Genomic DNA, 18,208 nt, shown 5'->3' with positions numbered 1-18,208 from the left:
TAGGGGAAATTAAACAGTTAATGTCTCCTGACCTTTTTCCCAGTTGCAAGGGCAAAGTTCGTCAGTTTGTAAACCGTCTAATACACGTAAAACTTCTTTAACGTTACGGCCTACGCTCAAGTCGTTAACGCTAACCCAACGGATGATACCTTGTGGGTCAACAATAAAAGTAGCACGGTAAGCAATTTTTTCGTTAGGCTCTAAAATACCCAGATCTTCAGCTAATGATTTTGAAGTATCAGCCAGCATCGGGAACTTAAGATCGCGCAGGTCGGCATGATCTCTTCTCCAGGCAGCGTGTACAAATTCAGAATCGGTAGATGCACCGATCAGGCGTGCATCACGATCACGGAACTCGCCAAAGTTTTTGTTGAACTCAGCAATTTCGGTAGGGCAAACAAAAGTAAAATCTTTTGGCCACCAGAACATTACAGTCCAAACGTTATCGTCATTTACTAAGTAATCAGAAGTTAATGTTTCAAATTCTTTTCCTTTTTCAATGCTCACAACTGCTGTTTTGCTAAATGAAGGGAATTTTTGTCCTATAGTTAACATATTTATAATTTTTTTAATGGTATGATGCAAATATACACAATTAAAAGCCCTTACGCTATTGTAAATATTGATAGCATATAGAGGAAATTGATAAGATAACAGGATTGTTATTGCCGGCAAATACATTGTTTAAACAGCATTATTTAACTTTACCGGATAATCAATTTTTGAAGTTGTTTAATGGATACTAAATCAGCTCTTTCATTATTAACCATAGTGTTTTTTATTGCCATCAGCCATGTTGTGGTCGCTCAAAACCCGGGTAGTTATAATGCCATTTATTCGGGCATACCGCTGTTCGATCAAAGCGGGAAAAATGTTAGCGCCCATGCAGCCAATATTGTAAAGGATAAAAACAGGTTTTACCTTTTTGGCGAAGCACATACCGATACCAGCAACGCCTTCGCAGGTTTCAATTGTTACTCATCGCCCGATCTTTACAATTGGAAATTTGAAAGCGTGGCACTGCCCCTGCAAGCCAGCGGCAAACTTGGCCCAAACCGTGTTGGCGAACGTGCCAAAGTGCTGCATTGCCCCAAAACCGGCGAGTACATTATGCTCATGCATGCCGACACGCTTGGTTATACCGATCAATTTATAGGCTATGCAACATCAAACACCATTACGGGGCCATATACTTTCCGCGGACCTATACTGTTTAACGGCAAGCCCATCAAAAAATGGGATATGGGTTCTTTCCAGGATAAAGATGGCTCCGGCTACCTGCTGGTTCATGGTGGCAATATTTTTAAGCTAAGCGACGACTATAAAAGCATTACCGAACAGGTTTATAAAGATATAGCAGCCGATGGCGAATCGCCCTCAATATTCAGAAAAGGCAATACCTATTATTACCTCGCGTCAAACCGTACCAGTTGGGAGCGTAACGATAATTATTATTTTACAGCCACTAATTTACATGGCCCCTGGATAGCAGGAGGGCTCTTCGCGCCAAAAGAAACATTAACCTGGGGCTCGCAAACTACTTTTGTATTGCCGATAGAAGGCATAAAAGACACTACTTATATGTTTATGGGCGACAGGTGGTCGTACCCAAAACAATACTCGGCAGCTACTTACGTGTGGCAGCCATTAACCGTTTCCGGGACGTCCCTCTCCATCCCCACATATCGTGATGCCTGGCAGATCGATCTGAAGACTGGCATAGCCACAATCTCATCAACCGGCAAAAAAATCGTTGATGATTCCGATCAAAAACTCATTACCTATTCCGGAAAATGGCAACATAATACGTCAGAGCAGGCCACAACAAGCAATTCGGATGTTAAGGGCGACAGCTTTTCGATAAAGTTTAATGGTAAACAGATCGGTATTATTGGTGTATCGCGCCCCGATGGTGGTTACGCGCAGGTAACCATAACTAACAGCAAAGGAAAAACCATCCTATCCGCACTCATCGATATGTACAGCAAAAACCCGGTGACTTCGTTAAAGTTTATCAGCCCGCTTTTGCCAAAAGATAATTACATTTTAAACGTTACAGTAGCAGGCGAACATGGCAACTGGTCGGACAAGCGAAAAAGCCTTTACGGTAGCAAAGGCAACTTTGTATCAATAGATAAAATTGTGATCACTGAGTAGTAAACATAATACTGAATTAAAAAACATCGATATATGAAAGCACTGCTTAAATACGCTATGATATTCATCCTTTTGGCAACCTCTGCTGCCTACGCTCAAACCGCTGCCCTGTCCAACAAGAAACTCAATATTCTTACCCTTGGCGACAGCAACGGCACCTTTGCCTGGAGCTGGCCAAAACAACTGCAACTGGCGTTGCCCAATGCAACGGTTTTTAACATCAGCAAATCGGGCCGCACGGTTGGTTTTTTAAATAATGGCGATAGCACGCTTAACTCCCTTTCGGTGATAAACGAAAACCTTAAAAAAGCCGCGGATGCCACGGGCGACAAACCTTACGACTATATCATTCTCGACCTTGGAACGAACGATGGCAAAGCTGTTTTTGCCGACAGACAGCAGGACGTTCCGGTAAACTATCAAAAACTCATCACTACCATAAAAACCTGCAAATACGCAACCATCAATAAAGCTAAAATTGTCATTATTTCGCCAACGCCCTACGGTAACAAGGCCGAGATAACCGAAAAATACAAAGGCGGCAGCGCACGCGTAAAGGCCATGAGCGAAGCTTTTAGAAAGATAGCAAAACAAAACAAATGCTTATTTGTGAATGGCTTAGATATACCTGGTTTGGATATTGAAACCATGACGCCGGATGGTCTGCACCTTGACGCGGCTGCCTCCCGCAAATTGATAGAAGTGGTGGTAGCTGTTATGTTGAAATAAGACAGGAATATACCTAATTAGGTAGGCGATATTGTCAAACAGCCTATTTGTGCCAGTAATCAACAACTATCTCAGTTTTTCGGTTATGTGCTGCAACTTTTTTCAGGCCCTCATCATTATCACGGATGTAAAGGTCTGTACCATCCTTTTTGAAGCCAACCATATGCCCGCCAATTGATGCCATTCCCACTGTAACGGCACCTACGGTTGTACCCAGGTTTTCTAAACTCCGTTGCAGGGGTGGTGTAGTTTTGGTATAGCCCAAATGCTCGTATAACGATTTAAACACCGCATCTTCGCTATAATGCCTCCAGGTGCTTTTAAAGCGGGTAGATAATATAAAGTGCAGTTCTTCAACGCTCCGTGCACCCAATACACCGCCACCTTCGGCAAACATGAGGGCAGTAATTACACAAGCTTTACCTGTAGTCATGTTACTGGCCACGGCGCCCTTCGTGGTTGTTGATGCCGCAATATCCGGGTCGCTTATTTCACCCTCGCCGGTTGTGGCGTCAAGCCCGCGGCCAAGGTTATCGCGCATTTCGGGTGTAATTTCCTTTACGGCTTCCGCATCATGATAAAGTCGCGCCATAAGCTCCTTTGTCATGGCGGTTTGCTCGCCATCATCCGCTGCCTGAAATTTTCTGAAAGCTGCTCCGTCGGCTTCCTCCACCAGGTAACGCTTGGCTGCTACCAACGATGTTAGCTTATACTGGGTCCCTTCCTTTTTTATCTTCGAGTACACAAGGTCAACTATCTGTTTCCTCACAAGGCTCGCATCCAGGTGTCCTTCAGCCGCGTTCATTTCGCCAGCCGGAGGCGCTGCCATTTGCAATACTGCCTGTTTGCGCTGCACAGGTACCGCAGGGAGTACTTTACCTTGCGGCCCCGCAATATTAGCATGTTGCTGAGCTGCAGCACTGTTACGTTTTTCGGTTTGGGTGTACATAAAATAACAGGTTAGGATTTATCATAAAATTATAACTATTTATTAAATATCTCCAAATCCTTTTGTTAAGCCAGGGTTGGTCAAAGCAGGTATTTTAAAATGACCTAATACCATCTGTCTCATTATAAGTGATGGCCTGTTTTATAGTAACACATGTCAATATCATTTACAAGTAAGGCAATACTAATTATCAATTCGGCTAATAAAAACTTTTTTTTGCTAAGCACCTGTGTAGTTTAAAGCCAACCTATAAAAGCTACCACAACAGGTGCTACACGCATAAAAATATCGATTATTATTATAGCGTAATGGCAAAATGAGGGGCAAAATGTTAGCCTGTTAATAATCAATACTTTAAGCGCTGTTCGCATTGTGATTAAAGCGTATAAAAACTAATGTAATTAACTATTAATCAGTATTTTATGAAAAAATGTTTTTGATTTTCCGGATTCTTATCACTTATCTTTACACACCAATATAAACCAAAGCGTTAAACCCGCTTTCTTATTGATCTAAATTATACCATATGTTAAAGCATGTTACATTGCTTCAATACCTTTTTGTTGTATTATTAGTTGATATGGCATCCCATGCCTTTGCGCAAAGCAATTACATTTTGCAGGATGAGCAAAAACTGACCAATGCTAAAAAGCAATACCAGGCCGGCGATGCTGATGCTGTAAAAGCTGTAGCCACTTTATTAACCGCTGCCGATAAAGCACTTAAAGCTGAACCATACTCGGTAACACTCCGCAAAACGCGCATGGCCCCAAGCGGCAACCCGCATGATTACATGAGCCAGGCACCATATTGGTGGGCTGATCCATCAAAACCCGATGGCAAACCATACATTCGTAAAGATGGGGAACGTAACCCCGAAATATACCAGTTGCACGATGACACGCAACTAAATGACCTGTGTACTGATGTGAAAAAGTTAGGCCTTGCCTATTACTTTACAGGAAAAGAGGAATATGCCCAAAAGGCCAACTACCAGTTAAAAATATTTTTTATTGACGAGGCCACACGTATGAACCCTAACCTCAACTACGCCCAATATGTTCCCGGTGTAAATGATGGCAGGGGAACAGGTATTATAGAAAGCCGCGCGCTGACCAATATCCCTGATGCTTTTGCGATGATGGCGGGTAGCAAAGCCCTTACCGATGATGTGAAAGCCGGTGTTAAAACCTGGTTTGCCGAATATTTAAAATGGCTGATCACAAGTAAAGGCGGAAAGGATGAACATGATGCCCAAAATAACCATGGCACCATTTACGATATGCAGGTTATTGATTTTGCCATTTTTACCGGCGATACAAAGTTCGCGCATGATATGCTGAAAAAGCAAACCGTATTGCGCATGGATACTCAATTCACACTTGAAGGCAAGCAGCCATTAGAATTGGCCCGTACAAAAAGCTGGGGCTACAGCTGCATGAACCTTGATGGCTGGTGCAAATTAGCCATCCTTGGCGACAGGCTCGGCATAGATTTATGGCATACCACCACCAAAGACGGCCGCGGTATCGAAAAATGCATTACCTACCTCCTACCATACTTACTAAAACAAAAACAATGGGAATACAAGCAAATTGAACCCATTGGCTACAGCGAAATGCTGGGTATTTGCACTGCCGCGAACGGCAAATACCCGGCTATCGATTTTAAAACAGCATTTGCCATGTATCCAAAAACCCAACCGTGGCAATAATGCAGCATATAAAACGATACTTTGTTTTGGCGCTGGTTTTACTATCCGGCCACATCGCCGCAGCGCAACAAAAAATACGCCTGAATGATAATTGGGAGTTTGTTAAGCAAGATCTGGGCAGCATTTGGGAAACCGTGCGCCCCCTTACCAAAGATGGCCCCGAAACCTATCCCATCTGGCAAAAGGTAACTTTGCCGCATTGCTTTAACGCCCGCGATGCCGTTGATCCGGATGTAAACTATTACCAGGGGCCGGGCTGGTACCGTACACAACTAAATATTAGCAACCCGTACTTAAACGGCCATACCATACTGCATTTTGAGGGTGCAGGCCAAAAAACTGAGGTTTATATTTATACCACTAAGGTTGGCGCACATATTGGCGGGTATGATGAGTGGTGGATTGATATTACACAGGCTGTTGCCGATTTTAAAAAGACCGAAGCCTTTACCAAACGCTTTAAAGGGAAAGTACCTGTTGAGATCCGTTGCGATAACACCCGCGATGCGGAAAGTATACCATCTCAAATGTCGGATTTTAATGTGTATGGTGGGATTTACCGGTATCTGAATTTGGTGTACCAACCCGCCGTCGCTATCGGAAATGTATTTGCCAGCGCGGTTTTGGATAAGGGTTATAAAACAGGTTCGATAGACATTAAGTCATCTTTTTATGATCCCGACAAGGTGAAAACACTGAACGGAAAAGTAACCGTTACCGATGCCTCGGGAAAGATCGTTGAATCAGCCGTGTATACGTTAGCCTCCATCGCTGATGGCAAAAATGATATCTGTAAATTCAATATCAACAAGCCCCACTTGTGGACACCATCCGATCCGTATTTATACACGGTTGAGATTACCGCCGAAGCAAACGGCAATATCCATTCCCGCAAGGAAAAAATTGGCTTCCGCGATTTCCTGTTTTCGGCGCAGGGGCCGTTCTATTTAAATGGCAAGCACCTGCTGTTACGCGGTACACACAGGCATGAAGATGCCGCAGGTGTAGCTGCCGCTATGACCGAGGACATGACCATCCGCGAAATGCAGATGATAAAAGATATGGGTGCCAATTTTATCCGGTTAGGGCACTACCAACAGTCGCGCCAGGTTTTGAACTTATGTGATAGCCTGGGCCTGTTGGTTTGGGAAGAAGAGCCCTGGTGCCGCGGAGGTTTGGGTGGCAATATATATAAAGAACAAGCCCGCCGCATGATGACCAACATGATAGAACAACATTACAACCACCCTTCTATCATACTTTGGGGTTTGGGTAATGAGAACGATTGGGACGGTGATTTCCCGGAATTTGATAAGGCCAAGATCCGCGCGTTTATGACGGAGCAAAACAACCTCAGCCATCAGCTCGATCCATCCCGTAAAACGGTTATCCGCCGTTGCGATTTTGCGAGCGATATACCGGATGTTTACTCGCCTACCATTTGGGCCGGTTGGTACAAAGGGAAATACACCCAATACAAGCAGTTAACGCAGGATGAGTTTAAAAAAGTAAAATACGCTTTCCACGCCGAGTGGGGCGGCGATAGCTATTCGGGCAGAAACTCGGAGAAAGCTGATAAAGCTTTGGAGAATATCCGTACCAATGGCGTTATCGATACAGCCTTGTTTAGTAAATCGGCCAAATTACTAAAGGATGGCGATTGGAGCGAGAATGCCACCTGCAACCTGTTCGATTGGACGTTGAAGGAGCAGGATACCATGCCCTGGTTAAGCGGCACGGCATTTTGGACGTTCAAGGATTTTTCTACTCCTATCCGGTTTGATAACCCGCTTCCTTATATGAATCAAAAGGGCGTAGTGGAACGCGATTTGACAAAAAAGGAATTGTTTTATTTGGTACAGTCGTATTGGTCTGATAAACCAATGGCACATATTTACGGGCATAACTGGTCGGTACGCTGGGGCGATACCGGCGAACTGAAAATGGTAAAAGCCTATTCCAATTGCGATGAGGCCGAACTGTTTGTAAATGGCAAAAGCTACGGTGTAAAAAAGCGCAACAGCCAGGATTTCCCGGCGGCAGGTTTGCGTTGGATGGTGCCTTACAACACCGGCAAAAACGAGTTACTGTTAAAAGCCCGTACCGGAAAAGTAATAGTGATGGATACCATATCCCAAACCTATCAAACCGAAAAATGGGGTAAGCCTGCTAAATTAAATTTAGAAAAGATAGCCGACAAGGATGGCACTACCACCATACAAGCCACCTTAACCGATAGCAAAGGCGTAATGTGCCTTGATGCGGTAAACTGGGTTAATTTTTCTTTAACTGGAGATGGTACCTTGTTAGATGATATGGGCACCTCGAAAGGTTCGCGTAAGCTGCAGCTCATTAACGGGCGAGCTGTTATCAGCATCAAAACCAATGGCGGTAAAAGTGTGGCAGGCGTACAATCGGCGGGCATACAAACCGTGTTTTTTAATTTGAATTAAGCATGAGAACGAAACTAATATACCCGCTGCTGTTTGCCGTTTTGCTTATCGCGAACGCAGCTCATAGCCAGCAAATAAAAAAGGAAATCACCGCAACTTTACGGCCTTATGTTTTAACGGAAGCGGCCTTAGCCATGACGGAAAAGCCAATCACTATTACCACCGAAAGCTGCAGCCGGAGCGCGGGCGGCAAGCATGATTTTTATTCGGAAGGGGACTATTGGTGGCCAAACCCCAAAAGCCCTGATAGCCCGTACGTACAACGCGATGGCTTAACCAACCCGCAAAACTTTGTGGCGCACCGTTTGGCCATGATCCGTTTTAGCCGTTTAATGGGTGCGCTGGCATCGGCATACAAATTAACCGGTGATAACAAATATGTGAAACAGGCTTCAAAACATTTGAACGCCTGGTTTATTAACCCCGAAACGATGATGAACCCTAACCTGCTGTATTCGCAGGCTATAAAAGGCGTGGCAACCGGCCGTGGTATTGGCGTTATTGATGCCATACAACTGATGGAAGTGGTTAAGGGTACCGAGGCCATGCAAACCTCGTCTGCACTAAGCAAGCAAACTTTGGAGGGCGTTAAAGCCTGGTTTTCAAAATACCTCACCTGGGTAACCACGCACAAATACGGTGTTGACGAGATGAATGCCAAAAACAACCACGGCACTTGTTGGACAATGCAGGTGGCCTGCTTCGCCAAATTCACCAATAATGCAGAATTACTTAGCTTTTGCAGGAACAGGTACAAAACTGTTTTACTGCCCGAGCAAATGGCTGCCGATGGTAGTTTTCCATTGGAGCTGAAACGCACTAAACCTTATGGCTATTCTATTTTTGACCTGGATGCCATGTGTACCATTTGCCAGTTGCTGAGTACAGCAACCGACAACCTGTGGAAGTTTGAAACACCCGATGGCCGTTCAATAAACAAAGGTATTGCCTTTTTATACCCCTATTTAAAAGATAAAAATGCCTGGCCATACCCCCACGATGTAATGTATTGGGATGAATGGCCTGCCGCACAGCCATCATTAGTATTTGGTGCTTTGGAGGCAAACAACACAGATTGGTTAAAAGCATGGGTTGCGTTAAACCACGCGCCAACCAATGCCGAGATCATCAGGAATTTACCCGTGCGCCACCCGCTCATCTGGCTCAACTAAATCATTATGAAAACAAAATACATACCTATCACAGTATGCCTCGCAACGTTGTTAGCCGGGTCCGCAAGGGCCCAGCACGTTGTTCCCTCTAAGCCGTTTTCGGTTGGTAATAAGTATGTGGAGGTTTATACCACCGCTAAAGGCACCGGTTATAAACTCAGCAAAACCGCAACCTTAAAGTTTGAAGATAAAGTACAACCCACCGAGCGCGAGGTTTGCATATTTGTGGACGCCGATAAAAAATTCCAAAGCCTGTTGGGAATTGGCAGCGCCCTAACAGATGCATCTGCCGAAACTTTTTATAAACTCCCCAAAGCCAAACAGCAGGAATTTTTAACCGCCTTTTACGATCAGCAAAAAGGAATAGGCTACTCGCTTGCGCGGACAAATATTCAAAGCTGCGATTTTTCGAGCGATATATACAGCTATGTGCAGGATAACGACAAAAGTTTAAAAACCTTTGATATCGCGCATGATATGAAATACCGAGTGCCGTTCATTAAACAAGCTATTGCTGCGGCAGGTGGTAAATTAACGTTGTTTGCTTCGCCCTGGAGCCCACCTGCCTGGATGAAGGATAATAACGATGTGCTGCATGGCGGAAAGCTAAAAAAAGAGTTCGACCAAAGCTGGGCCAACTTTTATGTGAAGTTTATAAACGCTTACCAAAAGCAAGGTATACCGGTTTGGGGATTGACTGTACAGAACGAGCCCATGGCCATACAAAAATGGGAATCATGTGTGTTTACCGCAGCCGAAGAGCGCGATTTTGTAAAGAATTACCTTGGCCCAACGCTGCACAAAAACGGAATGGCCAATAAAAAGCTAATAGTTTGGGACCATAACCGCGACCAGGTTTACCAGCGCGCCAGCACCATTTTAGAAGACAAAGAAGCCGCCAAATACGTTTGGGGTGTAGGCTATCATTGGTACGAGACCTGGACAGGCAGCCCCATGCTATTTGGTAATGTAAAAAATGTTGCCGAAGCATTCCCCGGTAAAAACCTGTTGTTTACAGAAGGCTGTATTGAGAAATTTGATATGGCAAGAGTGAACGATTGGGCGCTTGGCGAAAAATACGGGCAATCCATCATCCGCGATTTTAATAACGGCACCGTAGGTTGGACCGATTGGAATATCCTGCTCGATGAAAAAGGCGGGCCTAACCACGTGGGTAACTATTGCTTTTCGCCTGTTATTGCCGATACCCGCTCGGGCGAGTTGATCTATACCAATATTTACTGGTACATGGGTCATTTTTCAAAGTTTGTGCGTCCGGGCGATAAGCGGGTAATCAGCTCATCAAACCGCGAAAGTTTACTAACTACAGCATTCATCAATCCGGCAGGGCAATTAGCCATCATCGTAATGAATCAATCAGATACTGATATTCCCTATAACTTATGCATCAAAGGGAAAGCCGCGACGGTAAATAGTTTAGCACATTCCATCAGCACATTAGTGGTACAATGAAAGTAAAACCGGCACTTATCGCATTCCTTTGCACCGCTGTGGCTTTCGGGCAGGCAAATGCTCAGGGCTTTTTAAAAACGGAGGGCAAACGCATTGTAAATGCAAAAGGCGAAGCTGTAATTCTGCGTGGCATGGGCCTTGGCGGCGATATGCTGCAGGAAGGTTATATGTTTCATCTATCCAACTTAGGACAGCAATACAAGATCAGAGCGGGCATTCAAAATCTCATCGGCGCCGAAAAAACAGCGCGCTTTTATGATAAATGGCTGGCAAACAATACCCGTAAAATTGATATCGACTCGATGGCGGCATGGGGTTTTAATTCTATCAGGCTGCCCATGCATTATGCACTTTATACCCTTCCGGCAGATGAGGAGCCCATTGCCGGGAAAGATACCTGGCTTGAAAAAGGCTTTGCACAAACAGATAGCCTGTTAAAATGGTGCGCGGCCAACAAAATATACCTTATTCTGGATATGCATGCCACGCCCGGCGGCCAGGGGAATGACCTGGCGATATCCGACCGTAACCCCGATAAGCCCTCACTTTGGCAAAGCGATGCCAACCGGCAAAAAATGATAGCCCTATGGAAAAAGCTTGCCGAGCGATATGTGAATGAACCTTACATTGGTGGCTACGATATTATTAACGAACCAAACTGGGGATTTGAAGACCCGGCCGATAAACGCGGTACAACCGAAAAAACCAACTCACCATTAAAAAAACTGATGATGGACGTAACCGCTGCCATAAGGCGGGTGGATAAAAACCATATAATCATTATTGAAGGGAACGGCTTTGGCAATAACTATAATGGTATCTTACCAAAATGGGATGATAACATGGTGCTGAGTTTTCATAAATACGGCAACTTCAATAACCAGGGCTCTATCCAAAAATTCATCGACCTGCGCGATCAGTTTAACATCCCATTATGGATGGGCGAATCCGGCGAGAACTCAAATACATGGTTTACCGAAGCCATAGGGTTGGTAGAGCGCAATAACATTGGCTGGTCGTGGTGGCCGCTTAAAAAGATGGGAATAAATAATCCGTTGGAAATAAAAGAACCTGCCGGCTATCAAAAGCTTTTAGATCATATCAGCGGTAAAGGATCGAAACTATCAGCAACCGAGGCTGAAACGATACTTAACCAATTGCTTGAAAACCTTAAATTAGAAAACAATGTTTACCATAAGGACGTAACCGACGCTATGTTCAGGCAGGTACAATCGGCAGCAGCCAAACCCTTTAAATCGAATAACATAACTGCCAATACTACCCTAAACGCGGTTGACTATGACTTAGGCAGGCAAGGCGTTGCTTACTATGATAAAGATACCGCCAGTTATCAATATACACCGGGTGTAAAAACTGTTGGCAACCGTGGCCATGCCTACCGTAATGACGGCGTTGATATTGAAGCTGATGCCGATGGCTATTATGTTTTCAGTATAGAAGATGGCGAGTGGCTCCATTACACCTTGAACATTAAAAAGAGCGGGGTTTACACCATAAAACTGAGCGTTGCTTCGCCTTCTGCAAATGGCAGGGTAAGTATTTTAGCGCAGGGCCATCAGTTGGGTTTAACTGTGCCTGTACCAAATACAGGTGGGGCACAAAACTGGCAAACTGCCGAAATTAAAAATGTGCCTCTCAAAGCAGGTGTAAATAAGCTCAGGGTGCTGGCAAATACGGGTGGGTTTAATTTTAAGTCTATCCAATTCATCATGGAATAAAAGAATATTAGTGAATAAAAGAAAAACTGGATTAGATTTGCGGATATAACAGTCTTAACCAAACAACCACTAACCAATTAATTCAAAAAAAGAACATTTTTGAATTTGACAGACCGGTATTCGCAAAGACTATTTTTTTGAGGTAAATAACACAAGTACAACACATGGTGAAGGTACCTGGGTAATGCTGTTATAAATAAAACTGACCGTTTATAAATTATGGGAGAACTTTACCTATGTTAATGGGGGCTTTAAAGCTAATTAATGTACGCAACTGCTTAATCACATTAGCCTGGTGTATAATTGCCCAGTCTGTTAAAGCGCAGAATGTTGTCAAGGTTGATGACAATGTACCCCAGCATATTTTCTCGTACGGCGAGATCGAATCATTGCCCGACCCGGGCAATACCATCAGCTTTGCAGATGTGCTGAAGCCGGAGGTAGCGGCCAGGTTCAAAAAGTCTACCACCTTTACACCTAAATACTATAACAGCAAATCATACTTTTGGTATAAGTTTAAGATCAAAAACTCATCGCAAACTAAAAAGCACTGGCTCCTTGAGTTTTTCGATCAAACTATAAACGATATCACCCTTTACGTACCCCTTGCTGATAATACTTATAAAACGTATAAGTACGGCTACAAATACAACTTTGAGCAACGTGAGTACAAACACAAAAACTTCACGCTCGATCTGGATAATAAATCGGACACGGTAAGTACCTATTATGTTAAAATACGAGCTACACAAGCCGCTAATGTGCTTATTGTACTACGCGATATTCACTGGTACATTGAGTATGCCTTAAGCGAGTATCTCATATTCGGCTTGTTCTTCGGGATGATCCTGATATTTAGCCTATACAACCTTTTAATGTTTATAGCCATCAGGCAAAGCCGTTACCTTTACTACGTTTTATACAACCTCAGCATTGGTTTTTACGAAATGTGCCAGGATGGTATCGCCTTTCAGTACTTGTGGCCCAATACCCCGGTTTTAAACCAATACTCCGTAGGTACAGCCATATTTTTAAGCAGTATTTTTGGAATGCTGTTCACATTGAACTTTCTCTATCTAAAAACAAAGGCACCCAGGCTTTATAATTGGATGCTGGCACTGATAACATTGCGGTGCCTGTTTTATATCGCATGTTTGTTTGATCAGCGTTTGTTTACCTACAAGGTGATCGAGTTTATACCCATGTTATTTGCCTTTGGCTCAGGTGTATATGTGTTAAGGAGGGGCTTTAAAGCCGCAAGGTTCTTTGTGGCCGGTTATCTGTTTTTACTCATTGGCTTTAGCATTAAAATACTGCTGTTTTTAGATGTGTTATGGATACCCTACGGCGTTTTAACACACTACAGTTTAAGTTTTTGTTTTGTGATCGAGATGGTACTGGTATCCTTCGCGATAGGTGACAGCATCCGCCACCTGCGTAAAAAGAAAGACAATGTACAAAAGCGGATGATACAGCAATTACAGATCAATCACGACCTGAAAGATACGCTGAACAACGAGCTAAGCAACCTGGTAGAGCAACGTACCAAAGAATTGGTTGAGAATGCCATCGTAATCAAACAGCAAAACGATGAATTACAATCGATGAATCTGCTGTTGAAAGAGCAGGCGGAAAGCATATCAAACCTGAATGGCTTATTAGAATTAGATAACCATGAGTTACAGGTAAACATTGAAAAAGTGACACGCGCACGTGTAATGTCGCAGGATGTGGATTTTGAAGAGTTCAGTAAGATATACCCGGATAGAGAGAGCTGTTTTAAATACTTATCCGAATTAAAATGGGAGCATAGCTACACCTGCCGCAAATGCGGTAACAACAATTATCTTTCGGGGCATTTGCCTTATAGCCGCCGCTGCACCAAATGCCGTTATGAAGAATCGGTAATTGCTTATACCATTTTTCAAAACACCAAGATACCCATCACCAAAAGCTTTTATATGCTATTCCTTATTTATACTTCAAAAGGCAGCATTACCTCCAATAAGTTATCAGAAATATTGGAGATACGCCAAAGTACCTGCTGGAGTTATCGTGATAAGATAAAGAAGATAATGGACGAGCGTAAAAAAGAGCTTAAAAACGTAGGTGCCGAAGGCTGGAGCAAGCTGGTATTAGAGCATACCGATAAAGATAACTAACTGATTAGCATTTATAAAGCTTATAATTTATACGTTTTACTCCCCGCCCGGCCCCGTTACAGCACTTTTAAAGGCATCGAAAAAAAAAGTTAAAAAAAAATGCTTTTTTTTTGATTGCGATGTAACCGTATAACAAATTTCACCCTTTTACACAATAATACCCAATCACGCTTTTTAAAGCAGTTTAATACGCTTAAGCACCAAAGTATGTAAGCGTATTAAAAAAACTTAAAAACTGCCAATACGCTCTCCAATCGCACTTTTTACGTTTGTTTTTTCAATTTAATGTATGGTACTTTACATCGCCAATTAACATAAGCAGTTAAAAAAACATGATGAAACCAATATCGACAGCGTGATCGCTTATGATCGCTGCTTACGCGATCATTTATGCCGGTACTACCAATTACCGGCAAACAGATTAAACCTAATTATTAGTTACTAAATTTTAAACCATTAGTATGAAGAGAATCATTACGCAATTAAACCTATCCCTTAAACTTTTATCAATGCTTATTGCCGCGTTGATGATGTTCGGCGCTACAGTACATGCGCAGGGCACTACTAAAGTTACCGGTGTAGTTAAAGATGCCAAGGGCGAAACGCTTATTGGTGTCAGCATTTTATTAAAAGGTACCAAAACAGGTACCGCTTCAGACGGGAACGGAAAGTTTACCATCAGCGTGCCCGATGCACAGGCAGTTTTAGTATTTACCTATATTGGCTTTACTACCAGGGAAGTTGTTGTAGGAAGCCAAAAAACATTGAATATAACACTTACCGAGAACGCGGCAAACAGCCTGAACGAGGTAGTGGTTACAGGTTACGGGCAAACCGTTAAAAAGCGCGATCTTACAAGTGCTATATCGTCAGTAAGTGCTAAAGAAATTGAAGAAAGGCAACCTTTAAATCTTTTTGATGCCTTACAAGGGCAGGCTGCCGGTGTTTTGGTAGTGAACGATGGCGGTGAGCCGGGTGCCGAAGGTAGCATTACCGTACGCGGGCCATCTACCTTTTCGAATGAAGGGCAAAGCACAAACCCATTGTATGTAATTGACGGTGTGATCACGCCTAACGCGGCATCCATCAACCCGAGCGATATACAAAGTATCGAAGTGTTGAAAGATGCGGCATCAGCGGCAATTTACGGTTCACGCTCTGCAAATGGTGTAATTTTAATTACTACCAAACATGGTGTGCCAAACAAACCGCGTATTGACGCGCAGTTTGTTTATACCATAGGAAAAATGGCGCACAAGATACAGGAAACCAACCCTGCCGATCTGCGTTATTATCGCCGCTTACAATCGGGCCTTACCCCCGGTTATGGTTCTACCCTGGTAGATTCATTAAACCCTGGTCAAAACTCTGATAACGACCTGGAGCAACTGGTTTTAGGAACAACAAGCCATAAAAGCGACGCCAAGATATCATTAGCCGGTGGCAGTAAAGACCTGAGCTATGCAATGAGCTTAAATTATTTGGATGACCAGGGTACGCTGATCAATACCTATACCAAGAAACTGCAATCGCGTATCAATGCTGATTACCAGTTTTTAAAATTCATGAAATACTCTACTAACTTGTCGTTTATGCGCCAAACCGGTAATTACAGCAACATCGGTAACCAGATCAGGCCGGCGTTCGACAGGCCATCGAGTTATATCATCTATTACCCGAATGGAGACCTTGCCAGTTTTATAAACGGTAAGCGTAACCCTATAGCCAACTCCATGTATGAGATAAATACGCGCGACGATTACAGAACGCAGTTTGTAAATACACTAGCCATTGATATTACAAAAGATTTAAAATTTACCACAACTTTAAACGCGCAGTATGATAATGCTGAGGGTATATTTTTCTCACCAAGATTTGTAAACGCTGCCGATGGGGCAAGCAATGCCGCCAGGAACAGCTTTATATCAAGATTTTTTTACGAGGCACAGGCTTACGCAAATTATAACAAAGTAATAAATAAGAACCACACCATCACAGCCACTATAGGTGTATCGCGTGATAGGGCGCGTTTGGATACCACCAATTTATCAGGTACAAACTTTGTTCTCGAAAACGTTCACACCGTTACCGGCGGAAATATCACCAACGTATTGGCACAAAGGGTAAACTTCGCGGCAATATCTACCGGATCTTACTTCGCACGTTTGGGATATAATTATAAAAGCCGTTACATCGCGCAGTTTGTTTATCGTAACGATGCATCCTCGAGATTTGGCCCCGATAGCAGGTCGGCCGGTTTCCCTGCAGGATCAATAGCATGGCGCTTTACCGATGAGCCATTTATGAAATGGACCAACAAAGCACTGGATGATGGTAAATTAAGATTTAGCTACGGAGCCGGAGGTAATGATGCCGCGGGCCCGTATGATGCCATCCCTCAGGTTGAAACCGGGGTGAACAGCTACAACGGCGTGGCAGGTATATCGGCCACAGCAAATGAGCCTAACCCGACGTTAAAATGGGAAACCACCATTATCAAAGATTTAGGTATTGATCTTACCGTGTTAAAAAGCAGGTTAACCCTAACAGCAGACGCGTATATAAGAACTACAAATGACTTGCTTTACAACGCGCAGGTACCAAAAGAAACTGGATACACCGTACAACGTGTAAACGTAGGTACCATTGAAAACAAAGGGTTAGAGATCGTATTAGCGGGTACGCCCGTAGTTTCAAAAAACTTTAACTGGACGGTTAATGCCAATATTTCTTTTGAGCGCGGTAAGATCGTATCGCTTAACAAAGGCGACAGCTTTGTGGCCGCAGGCAGTGGCGGTGTAAGCGGCGGCAACGCGCGCTTTTTAGTTGCACCGGGCGAAAGAATAGGTAACTTTTATGGTTGGAAAAACCTGGGCGTTTACCAGTACGATGCATCGAATGCTTATACGCCGGATGGGCAAAAATTAACCCCGGTAGGCATTACGGCCACAACAAGTAACCGTGGCGGTACAGCAGGCGCTACCGTAGCAACAAGCTATACTTTAAATGGCGATACTTACACAGGCACCATCGTTAAAAAGAAATCGAGCGCAGGCGCGGTGCTTTTAGGTGGCGATACGGAGTGGCAGGATACCAACAACGATGGTGTTATTGACGATGCCGACCGTGTGGTATTAGGCAATGCACAACCAAATGTATACCTGGGTTTTGTAAACAACTTTACTTATAAAAGGTTCTCGCTCTCGTTTATCATCAACGCCACTTTGGGCGGTAAGGTGTATAACCAATTCAAACAAAACCTTACCAATTTTGCCAATACCGGCGGCCCGTCATTACCCGAGGCAATCTACGGTGCATGGACCACACAGGGCGATATTGCAAGATACCCGTACTATCCCGATAAGGATACCCGCGGCAGCCAGCGTATTGGCAGCAATAGCATGTTCCTGGAGGATGGTAGTTTCATCAGGTTATCGAGCGCGAGGTTTACCTACAGGCTTGAGCCTAAGTTCGCACAAAAAGTATTTGCCAAAAACCTGGCTTTATACATCTACGGTGTAAACCTTTTAACCTATACAAATTACACAGGTTTCGATCCTGAGTTTTCACCATCATCGCCACTTACACCGGGTGATGACACCGGCAGGTACCCAAAAAGAAGAGAATTAGGTTTTGGTATTAACGTTGGATTTTAATAAG

General features: G+C 43.7%; 11 protein-coding genes. 9 read left to right on the top strand and 2 right to left on the bottom strand.

Features of this window, described 5'->3' with window-relative positions:
- Positions 1-9 precede the first annotated feature (9 nt).
- The gene (locus KXQ82_RS02580) at positions 10-555 is read right to left on the bottom strand and encodes a peroxiredoxin (RefSeq protein ID WP_255563368.1); all 546 of its coding nucleotides are present in this window, start codon (positions 553-555) and stop codon (positions 10-12) included.
- 180 nt (positions 556-735) lie between these two features.
- Between KXQ82_RS02580 and KXQ82_RS02575 the strand changes: the two genes are divergently transcribed.
- Both KXQ82_RS02575 and KXQ82_RS02570 read left to right on the top strand, forming a co-directional pair.
- On the top strand, positions 736-2,157 hold the full coding sequence (locus KXQ82_RS02575) for a family 43 glycosylhydrolase (RefSeq protein WP_219486503.1): 1,422 nt from the start codon (positions 736-738) through the stop codon (positions 2,155-2,157).
- A gap of 33 nt (positions 2,158-2,190) precedes the next feature.
- Positions 2,191-2,886, top strand: coding sequence for an SGNH/GDSL hydrolase family protein (locus KXQ82_RS02570; RefSeq protein ID WP_219486501.1), 696 nt, complete (start codon positions 2,191-2,193; stop codon positions 2,884-2,886).
- A 43-nt stretch (positions 2,887-2,929) separates the two neighbouring features.
- Here the strand turns inward: KXQ82_RS02570 and KXQ82_RS02565 are convergent, their stop codons facing one another.
- On the bottom strand, positions 2,930-3,835 hold the full coding sequence (locus KXQ82_RS02565) for a hypothetical protein (protein WP_219486499.1): 906 nt from the start codon (positions 3,833-3,835) through the stop codon (positions 2,930-2,932).
- 526 nt (positions 3,836-4,361) lie between these two features.
- Between KXQ82_RS02565 and KXQ82_RS02560 the strand changes: the two genes are divergently transcribed.
- From KXQ82_RS02560 to KXQ82_RS02530, 7 genes are all read left to right on the top strand, one after another.
- Positions 4,362-5,549: an alginate lyase family protein gene (locus KXQ82_RS02560; RefSeq protein ID WP_219486497.1), complete on the top strand. Its 1,188-nt coding sequence runs from the start codon at positions 4,362-4,364 to the stop codon at positions 5,547-5,549.
- Entirely contained in the window at positions 5,549-8,002 is a 2,454-nt protein-coding gene (locus KXQ82_RS02555) for a glycoside hydrolase family 2 TIM barrel-domain containing protein (protein ID WP_219486495.1), read from the top strand. Before KXQ82_RS02560 ends, KXQ82_RS02555 begins: the two co-directional genes overlap by 1 nt.
- A gap of 2 nt (positions 8,003-8,004) precedes the next feature.
- The gene (locus tag KXQ82_RS02550; RefSeq protein WP_219486493.1) at positions 8,005-9,174 is read left to right on the top strand and encodes an alginate lyase family protein; all 1,170 of its coding nucleotides are present in this window, start codon (positions 8,005-8,007) and stop codon (positions 9,172-9,174) included.
- Positions 9,175-9,180: 6 nt separating this feature from the next.
- Entirely contained in the window at positions 9,181-10,647 is a 1,467-nt protein-coding gene (locus KXQ82_RS02545) for a glycoside hydrolase family 30 protein (RefSeq protein WP_219486491.1), read from the top strand.
- On the top strand, positions 10,644-12,386 hold the full coding sequence (locus tag KXQ82_RS02540; protein ID WP_219486489.1) for a cellulase family glycosylhydrolase: 1,743 nt from the start codon (positions 10,644-10,646) through the stop codon (positions 12,384-12,386). Before KXQ82_RS02545 ends, KXQ82_RS02540 begins: the two co-directional genes overlap by 4 nt.
- A gap of 242 nt (positions 12,387-12,628) precedes the next feature.
- Positions 12,629-14,548 carry a 7TM diverse intracellular signaling domain-containing protein gene (locus KXQ82_RS02535; RefSeq protein ID WP_219486488.1) on the top strand — a complete coding sequence of 640 codons (1,920 nt, stop codon included), beginning with the start codon at positions 12,629-12,631 and terminating at the stop codon, positions 14,546-14,548.
- Between the two features lie 461 nt (positions 14,549-15,009).
- Positions 15,010-18,204, top strand: coding sequence for a SusC/RagA family TonB-linked outer membrane protein (locus KXQ82_RS02530; RefSeq protein WP_219486486.1), 3,195 nt, complete (start codon positions 15,010-15,012; stop codon positions 18,202-18,204).
- Positions 18,205-18,208: the final 4 nt, after the last annotated feature.

This window comes from Mucilaginibacter rivuli (assembly GCF_019391655.1).
GTDB lineage: Bacteria > Bacteroidota > Bacteroidia > Sphingobacteriales > Sphingobacteriaceae > Mucilaginibacter > Mucilaginibacter rivuli.
The sequence above is the reverse complement of the archived record's forward strand: the minus strand, read 5'-3'. Positions and strand labels throughout refer to the sequence as shown.